Annotated in this window: 22 protein-coding genes and 1 other annotated feature; of the genes, 8 read left to right on the top strand and 14 right to left on the bottom strand. The window is 39.0% G+C overall.

Annotation, left to right across the window (positions count from 1 at the left end):
- Positions 1-35: 35 nt before the first annotated feature.
- Positions 36-1,415 carry a H2O-forming NADH oxidase gene (nox, locus tag NMM19_RS00005; protein WP_178895122.1) on the bottom strand — a complete coding sequence of 460 codons (1,380 nt, stop codon included), beginning with the start codon at positions 1,413-1,415 and terminating at the stop codon, positions 36-38.
- A gap of 326 nt (positions 1,416-1,741) precedes the next feature.
- Here nox and NMM19_RS00010 point away from each other — a divergent pair, with 326 nt between their 5' ends.
- The 3 genes from NMM19_RS00010 to NMM19_RS00020 are packed head-to-tail and all read left to right on the top strand — an operon-like array spanning position 1,742 to position 4,563.
- The gene (locus NMM19_RS00010; protein ID WP_178895123.1) at positions 1,742-2,662 is read left to right on the top strand and encodes an FAD:protein FMN transferase; all 921 of its coding nucleotides are present in this window, start codon (positions 1,742-1,744) and stop codon (positions 2,660-2,662) included.
- A 33-nt stretch (positions 2,663-2,695) separates the two neighbouring features.
- Entirely contained in the window at positions 2,696-3,301 is a 606-nt protein-coding gene (locus NMM19_RS00015) for an NADPH-dependent FMN reductase (protein ID WP_004252640.1), read from the top strand.
- Between the two features lie 17 nt (positions 3,302-3,318).
- A complete protein-coding gene (locus tag NMM19_RS00020; protein WP_254729642.1) occupies positions 3,319-4,563 on the top strand; it encodes an NAD(P)H-dependent oxidoreductase in 1,245 nt (414 codons plus the stop codon).
- Between the two features lie 96 nt (positions 4,564-4,659).
- Here the strand turns inward: NMM19_RS00020 and NMM19_RS00025 are convergent, their stop codons facing one another.
- The 5 genes from NMM19_RS00025 to rplJ form a co-directional block, all read right to left on the bottom strand.
- A complete protein-coding gene (locus tag NMM19_RS00025; protein ID WP_178895125.1) occupies positions 4,660-4,917 on the bottom strand; it encodes a DUF896 family protein in 258 nt (85 codons plus the stop codon).
- Positions 4,918-4,932: 15 nt separating this feature from the next.
- Positions 4,933-6,969 (bottom strand): glycine--tRNA ligase subunit beta, encoded by a 2,037-nt coding sequence (gene glyS / locus NMM19_RS00030; protein ID WP_178895126.1) that lies wholly within the window; start codon positions 6,967-6,969, stop codon positions 4,933-4,935.
- A gap of 206 nt (positions 6,970-7,175) precedes the next feature.
- Positions 7,176-8,093: a glycine--tRNA ligase subunit alpha gene (gene glyQ, locus NMM19_RS00035; RefSeq protein WP_178895127.1), complete on the bottom strand. Its 918-nt coding sequence runs from the start codon at positions 8,091-8,093 to the stop codon at positions 7,176-7,178.
- Between the two features lie 411 nt (positions 8,094-8,504).
- Entirely contained in the window at positions 8,505-8,873 is a 369-nt protein-coding gene (gene rplL / locus NMM19_RS00040; protein WP_001196964.1) for a 50S ribosomal protein L7/L12, read from the bottom strand.
- Positions 8,874-8,948: 75 nt separating this feature from the next.
- Positions 8,949-9,449 carry a 50S ribosomal protein L10 gene (gene rplJ / locus NMM19_RS00045; protein ID WP_178895128.1) on the bottom strand — a complete coding sequence of 167 codons (501 nt, stop codon included), beginning with the start codon at positions 9,447-9,449 and terminating at the stop codon, positions 8,949-8,951.
- 38 nt (positions 9,450-9,487) lie between these two features.
- Positions 9,488-9,623: a sequence feature (ribosomal protein L10 leader region), on the bottom strand.
- A 635-nt stretch (positions 9,624-10,258) separates the two neighbouring features.
- On the opposite strand from rplJ, the gene NMM19_RS00050 reads away from it, so the two are divergent.
- Positions 10,259-10,786: an ECF transporter S component gene (locus NMM19_RS00050; RefSeq protein ID WP_178895129.1), complete on the top strand. Its 528-nt coding sequence runs from the start codon at positions 10,259-10,261 to the stop codon at positions 10,784-10,786.
- 10 nt (positions 10,787-10,796) lie between these two features.
- Positions 10,797-11,312, top strand: coding sequence for a transcription repressor NadR (locus NMM19_RS00055; protein ID WP_178895130.1), 516 nt, complete (start codon positions 10,797-10,799; stop codon positions 11,310-11,312).
- On the opposite strand, the gene NMM19_RS00060 is transcribed toward NMM19_RS00055, so the two are convergent.
- The 5 genes from NMM19_RS00060 to uvrB all read right to left on the bottom strand — a co-directional run bounded on the left by NMM19_RS00060 (position 11,309) and on the right by uvrB (position 15,906).
- On the bottom strand, positions 11,309-11,776 hold the full coding sequence (locus tag NMM19_RS00060; protein ID WP_178895131.1) for an 8-oxo-dGTP diphosphatase: 468 nt from the start codon (positions 11,774-11,776) through the stop codon (positions 11,309-11,311). The genes NMM19_RS00055 and NMM19_RS00060 overlap by 4 nt on opposite strands.
- 19 nt (positions 11,777-11,795) lie before the next feature.
- Entirely contained in the window at positions 11,796-12,230 is a 435-nt protein-coding gene (locus NMM19_RS00065; RefSeq protein ID WP_229026665.1) for a hypothetical protein, read from the bottom strand.
- A 2-nt stretch (positions 12,231-12,232) separates the two neighbouring features.
- Positions 12,233-12,733 (bottom strand): hypothetical protein, encoded by a 501-nt coding sequence (locus tag NMM19_RS00070; protein WP_229026667.1) that lies wholly within the window; start codon positions 12,731-12,733, stop codon positions 12,233-12,235.
- Positions 12,734-13,276: 543 nt separating this feature from the next.
- Positions 13,277-13,903 carry an NAD(P)H-dependent oxidoreductase gene (locus tag NMM19_RS00075; RefSeq protein WP_178895132.1) on the bottom strand — a complete coding sequence of 209 codons (627 nt, stop codon included), beginning with the start codon at positions 13,901-13,903 and terminating at the stop codon, positions 13,277-13,279.
- Between the two features lie 14 nt (positions 13,904-13,917).
- The gene (gene uvrB / locus NMM19_RS00080; protein WP_178895133.1) at positions 13,918-15,906 is read right to left on the bottom strand and encodes an excinuclease ABC subunit UvrB; all 1,989 of its coding nucleotides are present in this window, start codon (positions 15,904-15,906) and stop codon (positions 13,918-13,920) included.
- Positions 15,907-16,085: 179 nt separating this feature from the next.
- Between uvrB and NMM19_RS00085 the strand changes: the two genes are divergently transcribed.
- The 3 genes from NMM19_RS00085 to zwf all read left to right on the top strand — a co-directional run bounded on the left by NMM19_RS00085 (position 16,086) and on the right by zwf (position 19,908).
- Entirely contained in the window at positions 16,086-17,531 is a 1,446-nt protein-coding gene (locus NMM19_RS00085; protein WP_178895134.1) for an amino acid ABC transporter substrate-binding protein/permease, read from the top strand.
- Positions 17,531-18,271, top strand: a complete 741-nt coding sequence (locus NMM19_RS00090) for an amino acid ABC transporter ATP-binding protein (protein WP_178895135.1) — start codon at positions 17,531-17,533, stop codon at positions 18,269-18,271. The genes NMM19_RS00085 and NMM19_RS00090 overlap by 1 nt, the downstream gene beginning before the upstream one ends.
- A gap of 149 nt (positions 18,272-18,420) precedes the next feature.
- Positions 18,421-19,908: a glucose-6-phosphate dehydrogenase gene (gene zwf / locus NMM19_RS00095; protein ID WP_178895136.1), complete on the top strand. Its 1,488-nt coding sequence runs from the start codon at positions 18,421-18,423 to the stop codon at positions 19,906-19,908.
- 39 nt (positions 19,909-19,947) lie between these two features.
- On the opposite strand, the gene ftsY is transcribed toward zwf, so the two are convergent.
- The 3 genes from ftsY to NMM19_RS00110 are packed head-to-tail and all read right to left on the bottom strand — an operon-like array spanning position 19,948 to position 22,931.
- On the bottom strand, positions 19,948-21,318 hold the full coding sequence (gene ftsY / locus NMM19_RS00100) for a signal recognition particle-docking protein FtsY (protein WP_178895137.1): 1,371 nt from the start codon (positions 21,316-21,318) through the stop codon (positions 19,948-19,950).
- A 3-nt stretch (positions 21,319-21,321) separates the two neighbouring features.
- Positions 21,322-22,140 (bottom strand): Cof-type HAD-IIB family hydrolase, encoded by an 819-nt coding sequence (locus NMM19_RS00105; RefSeq protein ID WP_178895138.1) that lies wholly within the window; start codon positions 22,138-22,140, stop codon positions 21,322-21,324.
- Positions 22,140-22,931, bottom strand: coding sequence for a Cof-type HAD-IIB family hydrolase (locus tag NMM19_RS00110; protein WP_070678093.1), 792 nt, complete (start codon positions 22,929-22,931; stop codon positions 22,140-22,142). Before NMM19_RS00110 ends, NMM19_RS00105 begins: the two co-directional genes overlap by 1 nt.
- Between the last annotated feature and the right edge of the window lie 7 nt (positions 22,932-22,938).

The raw sequence follows: 22,938 nt of genomic DNA on the forward strand, positions 1-22,938 counted from the left end.
TATTGAAGTTACTTTTTTTATTGTCATATCATCAATTATTTTTCAGCTGTAAGAGCAGCCATTGTGATGTAGTTGTATGGTTTGTTGAAGTGTGGCAAGAAGAATAGGTCAGTCAATGCCAACTTGTCGATTGTTACATGTTCTTGGATAGCAAGTGAGAACATGTGGATAGCCATAGAGATTGCAGAATCACGAGATACCATTTGAGCACCAAGGATTTCACGACTATCTTTATCAAAGACAATCTTAATTGCAACTTCATAGTTGTCATGTTTCATAAATTCTGGTTTTTGAAGATCGTTAAAGCCAGTTTCAGTTGCATTGTAACCTGCAGCTTTTGCTTTTTCAAGTGTCAAACCAGTTGAAACCATGTGAAGACCATAGATTGAGATACCATTTGATCCTTGAACACCGATTCCTTCAAGCTCATGTCCACAAGCATTGTAAGCACCTACAATACCAGTACGAACAGCGTTTGATGCAAGGGCAATGTAGCTAGTGTCTTTACGAGCGTTGTCATAAACAGTCGCACAGTCACCAACAGCGTATACACCTGGGATTGAAGTTTCTTGTTTCTTGTCTACAAGGAAAGCACCGTTACGGAAGAGTTCGATCTTACCATCAGCAAGAGCTGTGTTTGGACGGAAACCAACTGCAAGAACAACCATATCCACATCAAATGTTTCTTTATCAGTGATCAAGCGTTCAACTTTTCCTTCACCTTCGATAGCTTTAACTGTTTGACCAAGTGCCAAACGGATGTTGTGGTCTTCCAAGTTTTTAGCCATCATTTGTGTGAAGTCTTTGTCATAGTATCCGTTCAATACTGTGTCAACGATATCAACAAGGACAACTTCTTTCCCAAGACGTTCGAAAGCTTCGGCAAGCTCAACACCGATGTAACCACCACCGACAACAGCGATGCGCTCAAGGTGTTTGCTCTTATCCGCAAGTTTGTTGATAACTTCTTCAGCATTTTGGTACAATTTAACGAATTGTACGTTTTCAAGAGTTGCTTTGAACTCACGGTTACCTTTAACGATTTCAACACCTTCGATTGGTGGCAAGATTGGAGTTGAACCAGTAGCGAAGATCAATTTATCATAAGATTCTTTGTGTTCTTTACCTTCTACTTCTGCAGTAACAACTTTGTTGTCGTAGTCGATTGAAAGAACTGGTGAGTTCATGTAAACTTTAGCACCTTTTGCTTCCAATTTTTCTTTGTCAGAGTAGAACAAACCTTCAGGTCCGTCAATTTGTTCACCAATCCAAAGTGCCATTCCGCATCCAAGGAATGAAATGTTTGAGTTTTGGTCAAATACAACGATTTCGTTTTCGTTTCCAAAATTATCCAACATAGTGTTGATACATGCAGTTCCAGCGTGGTTAGCACCCACAACTACGATTTTACTCATAAGATAAATCCTACCTTTATTTTTTTATTTACTAATCAAGTATATCATTATCTGGGAACGTTTACAAGATTTTTGACCGAATTGATATTTTTTTGCAATTTTTCTAATCTCATATTATCTTATATAAAATTGTTTTCATCATTTCTCAATTCCTGAATAACTTTCTAAAATCTTATAAGCATATTTCTTGACTTTTTGTAAAAAATAATTTGTGAAAACGTTGACTTTATGATATTCTATTTATATGGAAATGAAATATAAATCTTTAGAATACTATCAATTCAAGATTTAAACTCTTTCCAATCGATTTGAAGGGAGTTGATTTTTTGCCTCTCAGTTCATCATCTGAGCGATTAATGGGAACTACGATTACTATTTCCTTAGTTCATGAACAAGCCGATAATCTTCTCCGTCAAGCTTTTGATTTGCTCAAGGAACTTGAATTCCGTTTCAATGCGAATAGTACTGAATCAGAATTGATGGAAATTAACTATCAAGCAGGAATTGCCCCAGTTAAGGTTCACCCTGATTTATTTGAATTGATTTCTTTAGGTTTAGAACATAGTCTAGCGCCTGGTAGTCATCTCAATATCAGTATCGGTCCTTTGGTTCAAACCTGGCGTATTGGTTTTTCCGACGCAAAGGTTGCTAGTCCTGAAGAGATTGCTTCTGTTTTACCATTGATAGACCCTCATTTTATTAGACTCGATTCAATCAATTCTACGGTTTTCCTAGAAAAAAAGGGAATGAAAATTGACTTAGGGTGTTTAGCAAAGGGGTACAGTGCAGATAAGGTTGCAGCTTTCTTAAAAGAAAATGGCGTCACCTCTGCTCTTATCAATCTTGGAGGAAACATCCTCACAATTGGGAACAACCAATCAAAAGATGGACGTCCGTGGCAAATCGGCATTCAAGATCCAAATAATCCACGCGGTAATCACCTGATGACCTTGTCTATTACTGGAAAATCAGTGGTTACATCTGGGATTTATGAACGGCATCTTGAAATCAACGGCAAGGATTATCATCACATTTTTGATAGTGAGACAGGTTATCCCATTGAAACGGATTTAGCCAGTTTAACCATTGTATCTGACCGTTCAGTCGACGGTGAGATATGGACCACTCGTTTGTTTGGCGAACGTAGCGCCTCTATTATGTGGCAAGTCGAAAATATTGATGGTATCGAAGCCATTCTCATTTATAAAGATGGACATGTCGCTTGTTCATCTGGTATCCAACGGTAATTAATTAATAATGCAAAAGAGAAAGGAAAGCCCATGCTTAAACTTATTGCTATTGTAGGAACAAACTCAAAACGTTCCACAAACCGCCAACTGCTTCAATATATGCAGAAACACTTTGCTGACAAAGCAGAAATCGAATTGGTAGAAATTAAAGATCTGCCTGTATTTAACAAACCAGCTGACAAACAAATCCCAGCTGAAGCTACGGAAATCGCTGCTAAAATCGAAGCTGCTGATGGAGTTATTATCGGTACACCTGAATACGATCACTCAATCCCAGCTGTTCTTATGAGCGCTCTTGCTTGGATTTCATATGGTGTATTCCCACTTTTGAACAAACCTGTTATGATTACAGGTGCTTCATATGGTACACTCGGTTCTTCACGCGCTCAATTGCAACTTCGTCAAATCCTTAATGCTCCTGAAATCAAAGCAAATGTTCTTCCAGATGAATTCTTGCTTTCTCATTCTCTTCAAGCATTTGATCAAAATGGTGACTTGGTAGATCTTGATGTCATCAAGAAATTGGATGCCATCTTTGATGACTTCCGTATCTTTGTTAAAGTTACCGAGAAATTGCGTAACGCACAAGAACTTCTTCGCAAAGATGCTGAAGATTTTGATTGGGAAAATTTGTAAGATAGGAGATCGAAAGAATGAAATTTGTTGGACTTGTTGGATCAAACTACGATCAATCATATAACCGCAAACTATTGGAGTTCATCCGCCGTCAGTTTAAATTTAAATTTGAACTAGAAGTTTTGGAAATCGATGAAGTTCCAATGTTTAACCAAGACGAAAAATGGGAAGAAAGTTTCCAGTTGCGCCTTCTTTACAACAAAATTACTCGAGCTGATGGTGTGATTATTGCTACTCCAGAGCACAACCACACGATTTCTGCTTCACTTAAGTCAGTCCTTGAATGGCTTTCATACGAAGTTCATCCATTTGAAAACAAACCAGTTATGATCGTGGGTGCTTCATATTATGACCAAGGTACTTCACGTGCTCAAGTTCACCTTCGTAAAATTCTTGATGCACCAGGAGTAAATGCCTACACATTACCAGGTAATGAATTCCTTCTTGGAAAAGCCAAAGAAGCTTTTGATGCAAACGGAAATATTATTAACGAAGGAACTGTTAAATTCCTTGAAACTTGCTTAGATAACTTTGTCAAATACGTAGGAGTCGTATCTAATTTGAAAAAACCAAAACCAATTGAACCAGAAGATTTGGATTGTGGAAAACCAATTGCCACAACTATTACAGAAGTTGACCCTGATGATCCAGAATGGGTAGAAAAAGTTGCAGAAATCACAGGAGCTGTATCTGGTGATACATACGTTAAACTTGACCATGGTATCCTTACAGTTAATCAAATCGATATGTTCTTGAAAGCTATGCCTTTTGAATTGACATATGCTGACGATAACAACCAATTCCTATACTACAACAACGCTCATCAAGATCCAGAAACAATGTTTGCGAAACGTGTACCACCTCAATCAGGTAGCCGTATGTCAACAGTTCACGGATCACTTCCACCTGCACGTATGAAGAACGTTGAGTGGGTTATCGGTACACTTCGCAATGGCAACCAAGAATACGTACGTACAATTGTTCCTGGTTCTCCAGCAGGTGTTATCAATACTCACAACTACCAAGCTATGTACTATCCTGATGGATCATATGCTGGTATCAATGAAATTGTCTTTAACTTCCAACCATGGCTTGACTGGTACTTGAAAGAAACTGGTCAACGTTTGGTAGGCGGTAGCGGACCTTTCGCTCCTGCTGCAGGTCATGGTGATGCAGATGCTACTTCTGGCGCTTCTGACTCAGCTGATGGCGGCCACGGCCACGGTGGTGGCGCAGATGCTACTTCTGGTGCTAGTAACTAATAACTAACAAAAAGGAACCATTTTGGGTTCCTTTTTTAAGAGACAACAAAACTCGGATAGCATACACTAACCGAGTTTTGTTTTGTTTTATTTAACTTAGGAATTTGGATCGTCAAGACTTCGACCATGCAAGCCTTTTTCACGTTGTACCTGACGAAGCTTTTCCGGTGTCACGTCGTTTCCTTCCTCATCCACGATTTTAATTCCTTCAACATGGTGACGAACTGCTCGACGATATCCCTCAATGTATTCTTCACGAAGTTGGGCTTGTTCTATTTTTTCTTCCGCAGTCAAACCTTCTGTTTTTTTCTTTTTAGCAAGCTCATTAATACGAGCGATTTTTTCTGGTGTCATATTTGGACCTCCAATTTATTTTGTATTGAGAAGATTGAAAGCAGCCACTGTTTTTGCTTTATTAACAAGTTCAGCAAGGATAGCTAAACGGTTGTTCTTCACATCAACATCTTCTGCCATAACCATGGTATTGTCAAAGAATGCATCAATTACTGGACTAAGAGCAAATAGTTGCGTTAATTTATCACTAGCTGAACCTTGCAATTCTAATCTTTCTACAGCTTGAGCTAGTTCTCTTTCTTGTTCATTTTCAAAGAGACTTGAATCAACTTTGACTGAACCATCTGCCTTTTCGGCTAAGTTAAAGGCACGAGAGAGAGATTCAACTGATGATTTGTAATCTTCAGTATTTGCAGCTTCGGTTAAAGCTTCTGCAGCTTCAATCATATCAGAAACAACAAAATTCGAACTTGCGAGAACAGCTTCTTTGATATCTTTTGCAGTAGAACCCATCATCTTATCAACACGAGCTTTAATGAAGTTAAGCACTTCTTCTTGATTATCATAAGTTAGACTTTCAAATGATAAGGCATAAAGGCTCGCAATCAATTCGTCCATTGGAATCTTCCAACCAAAGTCTTCCAAGATTCGAACAATTCCTTGTGTTGCACGTCGAAGAGCATACGGGTCGTTTGAACCTGATGGAATCAAGCCAACCGAGAAGAAAGATAAGAGAGTATCTAATTTATCAGCTAGTGCAAGGATAGCACCAACTTTAGACTCAGGAAGGGCTCCGTCAGCTGAATCTGGAAGATAGTGCTCACGAATAGCTTGTGCTACTGCCGCATTTTCACCAGCGAGAAGCGCATATTTCTCACCCATGATCCCTTGAAGCTCATCAAATTCACCAACCATACCGGTTAAGAGGTCAAATTTATAAATGGCTGCAGCACGAGCAAGATCAATAGATTCATCAACTGATAGACCAGCTTTTTCAGCTAGCTGGATAGCAATTTGCCCTGTACGAATCATGTGTTCACGAAGAGAACCAATCTTTTCATGGAAGGTAACGTGTGAAAGTTTAGCAACTAAATCTTCAATCTTGAGTTTTTGGTCTTCACGCCAGAAGAATTCTCCATCTTCCAAACGAGCAACCAAAACTTTCTCATTTCCTCGAATGACATTTCCCAAGTGTTCAGCATTTCCGTTACGAACTGAAATGAAGTTTGGTTTTAGATTTCCTTCAAGATCACGGACTACAAAGTAGCGTTGATGAGTTTCCATTGAAGTAACCAAAACTTCTTCTGGAACTTCTAGGTATTTAGGATCAAAATTACCCATAAAAGCGGTTGGATATTCGACCAAGTTTAAGACTTCGTTTAAAAGTCCTTCATCAATCTGTACTTGAACGCCTTGTTCTGCTTCAATTTCCTTGATTTGTTCACGAATCATATTTTCACGTTCAATGCTATCAGCAATGACATAGACTTTGCGTAAGTCTTCTTCGTAACTATCAGCATGACGAATTTCCACTTCATGTCCAAGGAAACGATGTCCACGGCTCACTCTGCCTGAATGGATGTCTAGGAAGTCCATTTCAAGAGCTTCATCATCCAAAAGGACTATCAAAGTATGGACAGGACGAATGTATTCAAAGGTATTATTTGCCCAGTGCATACTTACTGGGAAGCTAAGGCTAGCCAATACTTCTGGAATCCCTGTCAACACTTCCTCAGCAGGTTTTCCAGCTTCATGCTTGGTTACATAGACATATTCTTCACCTTTAATTTCACGGAATTCAATATCATCAACTGTCAAGCCTTTTCCACGGACGAATCCTTGAGCTGCTTTAGAAAAGTTCCCTTCTTCATCCAAGGCGATTTTCTTAGAAGGTCCTTTAAAATCTTCAGTCAAATCTGTTTGTTGGTCTGCTAAACCAAGTACACGAACAGCCAAACGACGTGGAGTTGAGAAAGTTTGAATCCCTTCGTATGAAAGGCGATTTTCATCCAAGAAGGCTGCCATTTTTTCACCTAGTTGTTTTTCACTTGGTGTGACAACGTAGGCTGGTAACTCTTCGAGTCCTAATTCTACTAATAAGTTTTTTGTCATGTTTTTTCTCCGAAAAATATCTTTTTTTCCAGTTTGCCTTATGTGATTGGCACGCAAGCAACCGACTTCGTCGTTTCATTGCTAAAATTGGAGCCTAAGGTCTCCAATTTTGCCTGGTATCGTTAGTTTCTCTAACGATACCTTTATCACTGCGGCAACTGGTTCTGTAGGATTGCTCTATCAACCAATCCTATCTAATACACTCTTTATTCTTCCTCTTCTGCTAGGAGTTGAGCACGTGTGACTTCATCTAGAAGTGGGTAACCGAGTTTCTTGCGTTCTGCGACGAAGGTTTTGGCTACGACACGAGCCAAGTTACGGATGCGGGCAATATAACCAGCACGTTCTGTAACAGAAACAGCACCACGAGCGTCGAGTAGGTTGAAGGTATGTGAACATTTCAAAACGTAATCATAGGCTGGATGGACAAGGCCCAATTCCAAAGCACGTCCTGCTTCTTTTTCAAATTTTTCGAAGTTTTCAAGAAGCATATCTTGGTCAGAAACTTCAAAGCTGTATTTTGAGTGTTCATATTCTGGCTGAAGGAAGATTTCTCCATATTTAACTCCTGGAGCCCACTCAATATCATAAACAGAATCTACTTCTTGAATGTAAGAAGCTAAACGCTCTAAACCATAAGTAACTTCAGCTGTAACAGGACCAGTAGCTAAGCCACCGACTTGTTGGAAATAAGTGAACTGAGTAATCTCCATACCATCAAGCCAAACTTCCCAACCAAGACCAGCTGAACCAGTTGATGGGTTTTCCCAGTTATCTTCAACGAAGCGGATATCGTGTTCCAAAGGATTAATACCCAATTTCTCCAACGACTCAAGGTAGAGCTCTTGGATGTTTGAAGGTGATGGTTTCATAACCACTTGGAATTGATGGTGTTGGTAGAGACGGTTTGGGTTTTCCCCGTAACGACCATCTGCTGGACGACGAGATGGCTCTACATAAGCTGCGTTCCATGGTTCAGGACCAATAGCACGGAGGAAGGTATAAGGACTCATTGTTCCCGCACCTTTTTCGTTATCATAAGCCTGCATCAGCATACAACCCTGGTCATTCCAGTATTGCTGCAAGGTCAAAATAATTTCTTGGAAGGTTAATTTTTTGGACATGTTTTACTCCTTTTTTTTATTCTTGTGACTTTGGATACAAAAAAACCGTGTCTTTGCTCCTAAGTCAAGTGACCTAGGGGCGTCAAAAACGCGGTTCCACCCTAATTTATTACTTCATTATCTTTATTAAAATACCAAAAGCGCCACACTTATCTCTCAATCACCTGACTCTCACTATCTCAGACTCGCTTAGGATTTACCAATAAGATATTCTTTCTTGGGTCTATTATAACAAAATGAAATTCAAAAGTAAATTATTTTCATAAGGAATCTTTTCTAAATCATCTAAACTAGACACACCAATTTAACATCGTTGTCCCTTTTTTGCCCCTTTTTGAACAAAAAGAAAAACCGCTACTCCTAAGAATAGCGGTTTAATCATGTTTTTAAGCTACAAATGTAGTCGCTCTATTATTTAAGAGTAACTGAAGCTCCAGCTTCTTCCAATTTAGCTTTGATTTCTTCAGCTTCTGCAGTTGGAACGCCTTCTTTGATAACACCTGGTGCACCATCAACAAGTTCTTTAGCTTCTTTAAGTCCAAGACCAGTGATTTCACGTACAACTTTGATAACGCCAACTTTTTTGTCACCAGCAGCTGTCAATTCAACGTCAAATGAGTCTTTAGCAGCACCAGCGTCAGCAGCACCAGCTGCAGCAACAGCTACAGGAGCAGCTGCAGTTACACCAAATTCTTCTTCGATAGCTTTTACAAGGTCGTTCAATTCAAGGATTGAAGCTTCTTTAATTTCAGCAATAATGTTTTCAATGTTCAATGCCATTGTTATTTCCTCCAAATAAGTTTAAATTTAATTTTGTTATTTTTTTGTAGCTAGGCTACGCTGCGTAGCTTATGATTAAGCTGCGTCTTCTTTGTTGTCTGCAACCGCTTTGACTGCAAGAGCAACGTTGCGCACTGGCGCTTGAAGTACAGAAAGGAGCATAGAAAGAAGTCCTTCGCGACTTGGAAGAGTTGCAAGAGCAAGAATCTCTTCTTTTGATGCGACAGCGCCTTCGATTGCACCACCTTTGATTTCAAGTGCTTCAGCGTTTTTAGAAAAGTCGTTCAAGATTTTCGCTGGTGCGATAACATCTTCGTTAGAAAATGCTACTGCAGATGGTCCAACAAAAACAGATGCAAGATCTTCAAGTCCAGCTTGTTCAGCTGCACGACGTAAGATTGAGTTTTTAATAACTTTATACTCAACTTCGCTTCCACGAAGCTCACGACGAAGAACTGTATCTTGTTCAACTGTCAAACCACGAGCGTCTACAACGACGATTGATGCAGCAGCTTTCATTTTCTCAGCTACTACGTCAACTAGTTCCGCTTTCTTAGCAATAATTGCTTCACTCATTAGTGTGTTCACCTCCGTAATTATTTTGCTTGGGGAATTTTTCCAAAAGAAAAACGCGCCCAAACCTAGACACGAAAGTACAATACGCTTCTTTTTACATGATACGTTTTGTCCTCGGTAGGATATTTATGAGTCTTGCTCCCCTACTGTCTTAGGCAGTTTTTTCAAACCGTTTATAAGTATATCACAATAATTCTATCAAAGCAAGTATTTTTTAAAAAAATTTAAGTTTTTTCTCAATTCTACTGCCACTTAGAGAAGAATATTTTTTATATTTTCTCAGTAAATTGAAAAGATTGGTACCAAGGTATTATAGATTAAGAGCGCATGAAAGAGCAACATTAACACATGAAATATGAATGGAGTATTTTCCGTGTTTTGAATGTCCTGATTAGATTTTTGACTGTCTAAGAATAGTGTTAATGACAAGAAAAGCAAAATCATTCCATAAATAATACTAATGTGAAAAAGAATCACTCCTATCGCACGAAAATATAGAAAACCGAAAATGGGTATACTAAAAACAATTAGTGCTAGTGATCCAAAAGCAATTTGAATTAAAGAAATCATTAAGAAACTATAGGCGGTAAATGTAGTAAATTTTGATACTCGTAATCCAGTTTTCTTCAGCTTAGATGTATAATAAATGACAAAAATCGGGTAAAGAATATCTACCATCTCAACTCTCCACTTTTAATAAGATTATTTACTATATTTTAACGATTTTTCTCCAGAAATGCAATTTGCTCCTTGACTAGTTTAAAATTTTAGTGTACTATACAACTGTATATACAGAAAAAGGAGTTATTATGAATACAAAAAAGAAAACCCAATTCATGACTGTAACCGCATTGCTAACCGCTATCGCTATTTTGATTCCTATAGTGATGCCATTTAAAATCGTTATTCCTCCCGCTTCCTACACTCTTGGAAGCCACGTGGCCATCTTCATTGCTATGTTTCTCTCTCCATGGATGGCTATTTTTGTCATTATTGCTTCTAGTATTGGATTCTTACTAGCCGGTTATCCGATTGTTATCGTACTTCGAGCTTTTTCTCATATCTTCTTTGGAACCCTGGGAGCTTTCTACCTTCAAAAACATCCTCAAACCTTGGACAACAAGAAATCTTCCTTGATTTTTAACTTTGTACTTGGTTTAGTACATGCTATCGCCGAAGTCTTTGCTTGTATCATCTTCTATGCTAGTACAGGAACAGACCTAAAAAATATGTTCTATGTTCTCTTTGTATTAGTTGGTTTTGGAACTATTGTTCATAGTATGATAGACTATTACTTAGCATTAGCTGTTTATAAAGCACTAAAAAAACGCCATTAAGAAAGAGACTATGACAAAAAATAGAAAAGAAACCCTTTTACAACTCTTAAAAGAAGCTCCAAAACCTCTAAACGGACAAAGCTTAGCAGAACATTTTCATGTAACTCGTCAGATTATTGTTCAGGATATAGCTGTGCTTCGTGCAGATGGTGCTCCTATCCTATCAACCAATCGTGGGTATATCTATAAAGAAAACAAAGCCAATTCTTTTGTTCATAAACTCTTTAAGGTCAAACATAAAGAGGAAGATATGGGGCAAGAATTACTTGCTATCGTTGATAACGGAGGACGGGTTCAAAATATCCTTATTGACCATCCTGTCTACGGGGAAATCGAAACCCTCCTCAAACTAAGTTGTAGACGCGATGTGGAGCACTTTTTAAACCAAGTTAAGACGTCTGATTTTCGCCCCCTATCTGAATTAACAGATGGCGTCCATTATCACCTAGTCGAAGCTGAAAACGAACAAGACCTCCTCTATATCGAGAAGGCCTTGGACCAGCTTGGTTATTTAGTAAAAGATTAGAAGGTTCTCTTTTCCCACCCATCCTCTGTACGGTGACGGTAGAAAAATTCAGACTTGTCTGGAGCTTCCATCATCTCCATCAAAGGTAACATATCATAGGCCAGATCCAAATTTGGAATCTGGTCTTTTTCTATCCAGGACACTTCTCCTTCTTCAGATGATTGTAGAGTACCAGTAAACTCAGTCGCCTTATAACAAAAGACAATATAACGCTCACCTGTATCTAACGGCCAATTTTTAATGCCGACAAGTTGAGGATTTTGAATCGTCAGACCTGTTTCCTCGTATATTTCACGAATAACTGACTCTGTAAAAGCCTCTCCGTCTTCGACATGGCCTCCTGGAAAGGCATAGCCAGACCAATGGTTGCTTTCGGGTGATCGATACTGCATAACAACGCGCTTCTTTTCAAGATCTTCAATCAGACAAATATTTGTTAAAATCGTTAATTGTGCTCGTGACATAGGATTCACTTTCTAATCTTTAATTTTCTATCATGTACTTAACTTTAGATTTCATAATCAAAGGATTAATCCAGTCATGATATTCATGAATTTCATGGAGTAAGAATCCTCTGTTGATTCTGATTTCATTTTTTTCCCTAATCACATAGTAGTCTAAATTGATAGGCATAGATGAATCTGGAACCGTGGATAAAATGAAAAAGATCATAAACCAGATTAAAAGAGCGAAAAAGCCACTGAGAGCCTGAAAAATCAGATGATGCCATTGAAAGATTCTAGTTTTATAGAAGATAGTCCATGGATGAATAAATAAAGTAAGGCAAAGACTAAATAACCAGATGTTCCACACAATAGGTGTAAAAGCAAAACCGAACAAGCCTAAGATAAAATGAATCAGGACAAATACAAGAAACATAAGGTAAAGAATCCTAAATATAGTTAGATGTTTTAGCATGATTAACTCCTTTTCTTTTTAATATATTTGGAAATTAAAATGATCAAAGTAGCCACTAAGAAGAAGGTTATATAAGTAAGAATTGGAAACCAGATGTAGCGGTGATCTAGAGATAAGAGAGAAGGTAAAATCCCTTTACTATTTTTCCCACCAATCCCAATAAAGAGATGAACTATTAAACCGATACTATTAAGATAGATAAATAAATCTGCATATCTTTTTATCGTCATTCTTGTCCTAGTCAAGTCTAGGAACCAATAGTCAAATAATCGATAGACCAGACAAAAAAGATTTATATATATTGGAAAACTATAGTTGATATCTCTGTATGGCGAAGGAATAGGAAGACTTTCAAAAATTAGATTCAAACTTAGTCCTATTGCTAGGATAAGACCGAGGATCAAGAAGAATCCTAAAAATTTATGAGAATCTAGCCAGAGCTGAAAACTTTCTCTCCTTGATAAATTCTTTTTTGTATTTGAATATCTTTTATTCTTTTTCATTTGAGTGGATTTTCCTTATTTTCTTATTTTCTTTTTTTCTTTTCAATATGCTTGGAAATTAAAATAATCAAAGCAGGCACTAAGAAGAAGGTTATATAAGTAACGATTGGAAACCAGATGTAACGGTGATCTAAGGTTAGCAAGGGAGGAATAGACTTTCTATTTCGACCCATTATTCCGAAAAATGAGTGAAACAACAAACCTACTCCATTTAGGTACAAGAATGGATTTGTAAAATCTTGGAGTCTAGTCATTCCATCGAAATTATCTCTAAAAATACCCTGATAAAGTATATTCACTAAGAATACTAGATTCATAAAAAGTGGAAAGACATAATTAAAGTTTTGATAGGGTTTTGGAAGAAGAGTTGTCCCAAGCAACAAATAGATTATCCCAAAAGCTGATAAGAAAAATATACTACTATCTAATAGAAAAGCTATTTTTGAATGCTGTAGCAACCACAATTTTACTTTATCCAGCCAGCTTATTTTTTGATTTGGCTTATAGTGTTTTTTGATGTTTTCTCTATTTTATTATCTTGTTTTATGATAGTTTCTTCACTTCTGCTGCGACCTTTTTGAGATGCTTTTCCCGCATACTAGCGGTATTCACATCCCGTCCAACTTCACCTAGTACGCACACGCGCTTAGTTTTAATTCCACAGTGATTCAAGACCGCATTTTTCAAAACAGAGATGCCATAGCTATCTGGAATGTTGATAGGACCCGAAAAGATTTTGTACCACCAAGTGGGTGCCATGGAGGTTGCGTAAATACTGGCTGTTTTCCCTTTTAATAACTTTTTAAACTGCTTGCCTCTAAGGTAATTCCAGATAAAACTCCCCTGATCATTAGCAGAGTAAGCAATCCCTGGAGTAAAGACCCGGTCAATCCAGCCCTTCATAAGGCTCGGCATACTACTCCACCAGATGGGATAAACAAATATGAAATGATCTGCCCACTGTATTAATTCTTGGGAACGAAGGATAAAAGAATCTTCTTCCATACGTTTTCGATAGCCATAACGTAAAACAGGATCAAAGTTCTCTTCATTAAGGTTGATGACTTCAACTTCATGGTGCTTTGAATCAATATTTTCTACAATGGTTTGAAAAATAGCCTGACAGTAACTTTCCTTATCAGGGTGTCCATTGATGACTAGAATTTTCATTCGTCTTCTCCTATCTAATCCAAAGCCTTGACTTCCAACATCATATCACGTATTTGAGCTGCCAACTCGAAATCAAGCACTTCGACGGCTTCTTGCATTTGTTTTTCTAGTTTCTTAACCAATTCTTTGCGTTCTTGTTTGTTAAGGCTATTGATGTCGACTTCTTTATCTTCTTCCTTAGCCACAGCTTTTGTAACAGAAATCAGGTCACGGATTTCCTTCTTTATGGTTTGGGGAACAATACCGTGTTCTTTATTATAAGCCATCTGAATTTTACGACGACGAGCTGTTTCATCAATGGCTTTTTGCATAGACTGAGTCACTGTGTCAGCATACATGATGACATGACCTTCACTATTACGGGCGGCACGACCAATGGTTTGGATCAGACCACGTTCATTACGGAGGAAGCCTTCCTTGTCGGCATCGAGAATGGCAACTAAACTGACTTCAGGTACGTCAATCCCTTCACGAAGGAGGTTAATTCCAACCAAGACATCAAAGACACCCAGACGCAAGTCACGGATAATCTCTGTCCGCTCTAAAGTCTTGATATCCGAGTGCATGTACTTGACTTTGATCCCCATTTCCTTGAAGTAATCCGTCAAATCTTCTGCCATTTTCTTGGTCAAGGTAGTGATAAAGGTACGTTCGTTCTTTTCAACACGGGCATTGATTTCACCAAGCAAATCGTCAATCTGTCCCATCGTTGGGCGCACTTCCACCTCTGGATCCAAAAGACCAGTCGGACGGATAATCTGCTCAATCACGGTGTCCGTTTGTTCCATCTCGTAATCACCCGGTGTCGCAGAAACGTAGACAATCTGATGAATATGACTTTCAAATTCTTCACGACGAAGGGGACGGTTGTCCAAGGCAGACGGTAAACGAAAACCGTAGTTAACCAACATTTCCTTACGCGAACGGTCTCCATTATACATGCCCTTGATTTGTCCCATGGTCATGTGACTTTCATCAATCATAATCAGAAAATCATCAGGGAAGAAGTCAAGAAGGGTGTACGGAGGCTCTCCTTCGCTTCGTCCATCCATGTGACGTGAGTAGTTCTCGACACCATTGGTATAACCCATTTCACGGAGCATCTCAATGTCGTACTCTGTCCGTTGTTTCAAACGTTGCGCTTCGAGGAGCTTACCTTCCTTTTCAAAAACAGCTAATTGCCCCTCCAACTCGGCCTGAATCTTGGCAATAGCTACTTCCATGTGGTCATCATTGGTCACAAAGTGAGTGGCTGGGAAAATCGCCAAGTGATCCACTTCACCAAGAACTTGCCCTGTCAAAGCTTCGACTTCACGAATACGGTCAATCTCATCCCCGAAAAACTCTACACGAAAGGCATGCTCGTCACGAGAGGCTGGGAAAATCTCCACCACATCCCCACGGACTCGGAATCTCCCCCGTTGAAAGTCGATGTCATTGCGCTCAAACTGGATATCTACTAAGTCGTTCAGCAGTTTATCTCGAGAAATCTCAAGACCCGGACGCAAACTTACCACACTATCAGCATATTCCTTTGGAGAACCCAAACCATAGATACAAGAAACTGATGCCACAATGATAACATCATTACGCTCCAACAAAGCTGATGTTGCTGAGTGGCGTAATTTATCAATCTCGTCATTGACCGAGCTATCTTTTTCGATGTAGGTATCGCTAGAGGGCACATAAGCTTCTGGCTGGTAGTAATCATAGTAAGAAACGAAGTACTCAACAGCATTCTCTGGGAAAAATTCCTTGAACTCCCCATAGAGCTGGCCTGCTAGTGTCTTATTGTGGGCAATGACCAAGGTTGGCTTATTAACTTGCGCAATCACTTGACTCATGGTATAGGTTTTCCCTGTTCCAGTCGCCCCCATCAGGATTTGAGCCTTTTCTCCTCCCTCGATGTTATCCACCAACTGCTCGATAGCCTGCGGTTGGTCACCAGAGGGTTGGTATTTAGATACGAGTTTAAATTTATTGTCTGTAATTCTATTTATCATAATAGCCTCATATACATTTTCTATCCTTCTATTTTACCATAAAAAGGGAAGACTTTCCGATTACCAATTTTATACCTTTGTCATTCATATGTTATATCTTCTAACATCGAAATATAAAATATTTGCCGGATTCAATTTTTTCTGCTATAATTTGAAAATACCCTGAAAGGAGACATCACATGAAGAAAAAAATTCTAGCTTGTTTGCTTATTTTATTTCCTATTTTCTCATTAGGACTAGTAAAAGCTGATACTGAGAAAACCAAGTATGTCATTGCCAGTGACTCGTCATTTGCACCATTTGTTTTCCAAGACTCAAGCAATCAATACACTGGTATCGATATGGATCTAATCAAGGCTATCGCTGAAGACCAAGGCTTTGAGGTCGAGATTACCAATCCTGGTTTTGATGCTGCTATTAACGCAGTCCAGTCTGGACAAGCAGACGGTATCATTGCAGGTATGTCAGTGACTGATGCTCGTAAAGAAACTTTTGATTTCTCTGACTCTTACTATACAGCAAACACCATTCTCGGTGTGAAAGAATCAAGTACCATTTCTTCTTATGAAGATTTGAACGGTAAAACTGTAGGTGTGAAAAACGGTACTGCTTCACAAACCTTCCTAACAGAGAATCAAAGCAAATATGGTTATAAGATCAAAACTTTTTCCGATGCTGCCTCTATGTATGATAGTTTAAATGCCGGTTCAATAGATGCCGTTATGGACGACGAACCTGTTATTAAATACTCTATCAGTAAAGGACAAAAACTAAAAACACCAATCGCAGGTACACCAATTGGCGAAACTGCCTTTGCTGTTAAAAAAGGAAGTAATCCAGAATTGCTAGAGAAGTTCAATAAAGGACTTGCAAATCTTAAGGCAAATGGAGAATTCCAAAAGATTCTTAATAAATATTTAGCTAGCGATTCTACTACCACAACTTCAACTGCTGATGAGACAACTATTTGGGGCTTGTTGAAAAATAACTACAAACAACTCCTTAGCGGCCTTGGAATTACTCTTGCCTTAGCCCTTGTTTCATTTGCAATTGCTATTTTCATCGGAATTATCTTTGGTATGTTTAGCGTCAGCCCATATAAATCACTTCGTTTGATTTCGGAGATTTTTGTTGACGTCATCCGTGGTATTCCATTGATGATTCTTGCAGCATTTATTTTCTGGGGCATTCCTAACTTTATCGAGTCCCTTACAGGTCAACAAAGTCCAATCAACGACTTTGTCGCTGGTACAATTGCCCTCTCCCTAAACTCATCAGCTTACATCGCTGAAATTGTTCGTGGTGGTATTAAGGCCGTTCCTGTTGGACAAATGGAAGCTAGCCGAAGTCTTGGTATTTCATACGGAAAAACCATGCGTAAGATTGTCTTGCCTCAAGCAACCAAACTCATGCTTCCAAACTTCGTTAACCAATTTGTTATCGCATTGAAAGATACGACAATCGTATCTGCGATCGGTCTTGTAGAACTCTTCCAAACTGGTAAAATTATCATTGCTCGTAACTACCAAAGTTTCAAAATGTATGCAATTCTCGCAGTCTTTTACCTTTTGATTATCACTCTTCTAACTAGACTAGCAAAACGCTTAGAAAAGAGGATTCAATAATGGCAAAATTAAAAATTGATGTCGATAATTTACATAAACAATATGGAAAAAACAAGGTTCTTAAAGGAATCTCTGTAAAATTCTACGAAGGTGATGTTGTTTGTATCATCGGTCCTTCTGGGTCAGGTAAGTCAACTTTCTTGCGTAGCTTGAATCTCCTCGAAGAGGGGACAAAAGGTCATATCACAGTTAATGGTTATGATTTGACTGACAAAGCAACCAACGTGGACCATGTTCGTGAAAATGTCGGTATGGTTTTCCAGCACTTCAATCTATTTCCACATATGACTGTATTGGAAAATATTACTTTTGCTCCTATCGAGCATAAGTTGTTAACCAAGGCTGAAGCTGAAAAATTAGGGATGGAACTCCTTGAAAAAGTTGGACTTGCTGATAAGGCCAATGCTAATCCTGATAGTCTATCAGGGGGACAAAAACAACGTGTGGCTATCGCTCGAGGTTTAGCAATGAATCCTGATATCATGCTCTTTGACGAGCCAACCTCTGCCCTTGACCCTGAAATGGTTGGCGACGTTCTTAACGTTATGAAGGAATTAGCTGAACAAGGTATGACCATGATCATCGTAACCCATGAAATGGGATTTGCTCGTAAGGTTGCCAATCGTGTTATCTTTACAGCAGACGGTGAATTCTTAGAAGATGGAACCCCTGACCAAATCTTTGATAACCCACAACACCCTCGTCTAAAAGAATTTTTGGACAAGGTTCTCAACGCTTAAAAAAACTGCAAGGAAAACCTTGCAGTTTTTTTCTTACTTGTATTGGAATTTTGGATTTTTTAGAAAATTATGATAAAATAAAGGGTATGAAAATGGGGATTCCTCATGACTAGCTTGACTAGGAAACAAAATAGAAATTAGGTAGCTCGATGTCATCTAAAGTTATTGTTACAATTTTCGGTGCAAGTGGAGATTTGGCTAAACGCAAGCTTTACCCTTCACTCTTTAGACTTTATAAATCAGGTAATCTTTCTGATCATTTTGCTGTTATTGGAACTGCTCGTAGACCTTGGAGTAAAGAGTATTTCGAATCTGTTGTTGTCGAATCTATTCTGGACTTGGCAGATAGCGCAGAAGAGGCTCAAGCATTTGCTAGTCATTTTTACTACCAAAGTCACGATGTTAATGACACTGAGCACTATATCGAATTACGTAAGCTTCAGGCTGAGTTAAATGAAAAGTATCAAACTGAACACAACAAGCTTTTCTTCCTCTCAATGGCACCTCAGTTCTTTGGTACCATCGCCAAACACCTCAAGTCAGAGCAAATCGTTGACGGTAAAGGTTTTGAACGTTTGATTGTTGAAAAACCTTTCGGTACAGACTATGAAACTGCGAGCAAACTAAACGAAGAACTTCTAGCAACTTTTAACGAAGAGCAAATCTATCGTATCGACCATTATCTTGGTAAGGAAATGATTCAAAGCATTTTTGCTATCCGATTTGCCAACATGATTTTTGAAAATGTTTGGAATCGTGAGCACATCGATAATGTTCAAATCACATTTGCAGAGCGTCTAGGTGTTGAAGAACGGGGTGGCTACTATGATGAGTCTGGTGCCCTTCGAGACATGGTTCAAAACCACACACTTCAGCTTCTGTCACTCCTTGCTATGGACAAGCCTGCAAGCTTTACAAAGGATGACATTCGCGCAGAGAAAATCAAAGTCTTCAAGAACCTTTACCACCCTACAGACGAGGAACTTAAAGAGCACTTCATCCGTGGTCAATATCGTTCTGGTAAAGTAGATGGCATGAAATACATTTCTTACCGCAGCGAACCAAATGTTAACCCAGAATCAATGACAGAAACCTTCGCGTCAGGTGCCTTCTTTGTCGATACTGATCGCTTCCGTGATGTACCTTTCTTCTTCCGTACAGGTAAACGCCTCACTGAAAAAGGAACACACGTGAACATTATCTTCAAACAAATGGATTCTATTTTCGGTGAACCACTAGCACCAAATGTGCTTACCATCTATATCCAACCTACTGAAGGATTCTCTCTTAGCCTTAACGGTAAAAAGGTGGGTGAAGAGTTTAGCCTTGCGCCAAATTCTCTTGACTATCGAACGGACGCGACTGCTACAGGTGCTTCACCAGACCCATATGAAAAACTGATCTACGATGTTTTGAACAATAACTCAACAAACTTTAGCCACTGGAATGAAGTAAGCGCATCATGGAAATTGATTGACCGTATTGAGAAACTTTGGGCTGAAAATGGAGCTCCACTTCATGACTACAAGGCTGGTACAATGGGACCTCAGGCTAGCTTTGATCTCCTTGAAAAATACGGAGCTCAATGGACATGGCAACCTGACATCGCCTATCGTAAAGATGGTCGTTTAGAATAATGAAAAACAATCCTGCAAGAATTCTTGCAGGATTTTCTTTTATAGCAAACCTTCTAGAAGGCCCTTCATAAAGTTTTCAGAATTGAACTCACCGATATCATCGATTTTTTCACCAAATCCAATCAATTTAACAGGGATATTGAGCTCTTCACGGATAGCAAGAACGACACCACCTCGGGCAGTTCCATCAATCTTGGTTAAGACAATACCTGTCAAAGGAGTGATTTTTGAAAATTCTTTAGCTTGTACAAGAGCATTTTGACCAGTTGAGGCATCTAGAGCTAGGAAGGTTTCATGAGGTGCTTCAGGCACAACACGCTTGATGATACGACCAATTTTTTCCAACTCTGCCATCAAGTTTTCTTTGTTTTGCAAACGTCCAGCTGTATCAATCATGAGAATATCAATACCTTCTGCTACTGCACGTTCCATTCCATCAAAGACCACACTGGCTGGATCAGCTTTTTCTGGACCCGTTACAACAGGCACACCGACACGACGACCCCATTCTGCTAGCTGAGCTACCGCACCAGCACGGAAGGTATCCGCAGCAACCAGCATAACTTTCTTACCAGCTTGTTTGTAGCGATGTGCCAATTTACCGATTGATGTTGTCTTTCCGACACCATTAACACCTACAAAGAGCATGACAGTCAAACCATCTTGGAAGTTAATACTTTCATTGTATTGCCCATCTTTTTCGTAAAGCTCCACCAATTTTTCGATGATAACACGACGAAGAGCTTCTGGTTTCTTGGCATTTTCAAGTTTAGCCTCATAACGCAATTCTTCCGTTAGATTTGAAGCTACCTGAACACCAACGTCACTCATGATTAAGAGTTCTTCTAGTTCTTCAAAGAATTCTTCATCAACTGAGCGGAAATTAGCAAAGAAGGCATTCAAACGAGCCCCAAATCCCGTACGAGTTTTCTTGAGACTGCGATCATACTTTTCCTGTACAGTCTCTTCAACCAGAGGAGTTTCTTCGATTACTAGATCTTCTTCCACTTCCTCAGTGATTTCCGGCTCTGTTTCGTCTGATTGAAGTTGATTAAAATCCTCTTCTTCTTCATCGCTTGAAGTCATATCTTCAACGTAAGATGATTCCACTTGAGGACTTTCTACCTCTTCAACTTGAATTGCTTCTTCTTGAGAAACTTCAACTTCATCAAGAGGTTCAATGATAGCTTCTTCTACAACCTCTACTGCAGGTGAGTCTTCACTTGTTTCTTCCTGAGGTTCAGCAGGTAAGATAACTTCTTCTGGTTCTGTCACTTCAGCATTTTCAGATTCCGATGCCTCGTTTTGCTCGTTATCATCTGATAAGTCAATGTTTTCTAACGCTTCTTTGACGACATCTTCAATTTTTGGTTCTTCTATTTTCCCAAATAAACGGTCAAATAATCCCATACTTTAATTCTCCTTCAGTACATATTTTTCAATAGCCCAGGCGACGGCTTCCTCATCGTTGGTCATAGGCGTTACCACATTAGCCACAGCCTTAACTTCTGGCACAGCATTTTGCATGGCTACACCAAGACCTGCCCATTCAATCATCGAAAGGTCATTAGCCTCATCTCCACAGGCCATAACCTGACTTTGGTCAATTCCCAGGTGTTCAATTAGTTTAGATAATCCTGTCGCCTTATGAACATTCTTTGGTGACCATTCTAGCAAGAGTTCACGTGATTTAAAAATTTCATATTGGTCGTATAATTCTGGTGAAATCTTTTGAATAGCCGCATCCAAAGGTTCCTGAGGAAAGGCAGTCACACATTTATTGTATGTTACCTGACTAGACAAATCTTCAAAAGTAGTTGGAACAAAAGTTAGAGCTGGGTTAAACTGAGCATATAAACTTTCTTGGTCAGACTGAATCTGGTAAACTGTTCCTTCTGAAATTGCATCTAAGGGGATTCCTAATTTTTCAGTTTCTTCATAAATACGGCTCACATCATCAATTGAAAAGACTGTCTTATCAAGAATCTCACCTGTATTTTTCTGAACCAATCCACCGTTGAAAGTGATAGTATATTCGTCATCATGACCGTCTGTTCCAAGCTCTTTAAGGAAGAAATCCATAGCCTTGAGAGGACGTCCAGTTGTTAGGACTACCTTGACCCCTTGTTCACGCGCAGCCTTTAAAGTTGCCTTGGTACGATCAGTCAATTTCTTGTCTGTCGTCAGCAAGGTTCCATCTAAATCTAGGGCAATTAATTTAATATCTGCCATTATAACCCCTCCATATAAGCGATAACAGATTGGTCCTTATGGTGACCGATAACTGTTTCAGCTAGTTCCAAAATCTCTGGACGGGCATTTTCAGGTGCGACTGGGTGCCCTACAACTTGCATCATGTGAAGATCATTAAGATTATCACCAAAAGCCATCACTTGGTCCATATCTAGATTTAACTTCTTAGCCAATTCGACAATCGCAACTCCCTTATCCACATAATCAAGAACAATATCAATGGATTCAAAACCTGTCGTCATTGCCTTAACACCAGGCACATGTTCATTAACCCAAGCTTCGCCAGCTTCTACTGTCTCTTCTGTAAAGTTAGTTGTGAATTTGAAAATTTCATCGGTGATATCTTCAAGTTTGGCTACTTTTTGAATATTCTCATTGTAATGATGACTAAACATGAGATAGGTTTCATCAACCGTATCTAGAACATAGCATGCTTTTTTACCTGTTAGGAGCATCTTCTTTTCATCAAAATAAGGTGATGTCTTTAGCTTTTCAAAAGTTGATAGGTAAAAATCTCTAGGCATGGTCGCTTCATAGAGGTCTTGTCCATGAAAACGAACCAGACTCCCATTTTCAGCAATGAAAATAATCTCATCTTTGACATCCGAAAAATGCTTTTCAAGCGACAAAAGACCGCGGCCAGAAGCTACAGCAAAGTAAATCCCTTTTTCTTTATAAGAATGGAGAAGCTTTTTTAAACGTTCCATATCAAATTGGCCAGCTTCATCCAGAAAAGTCCCGTCCATATCAGTTGCGACTAGTTTAATCATAAATCCA

Origin of the sequence: Streptococcus sp. CF8_St5-17 (assembly GCF_024295665.1) — a bacterium.
Classification (GTDB): Bacteria; Bacillota; Bacilli; order Lactobacillales; family Streptococcaceae; genus Streptococcus.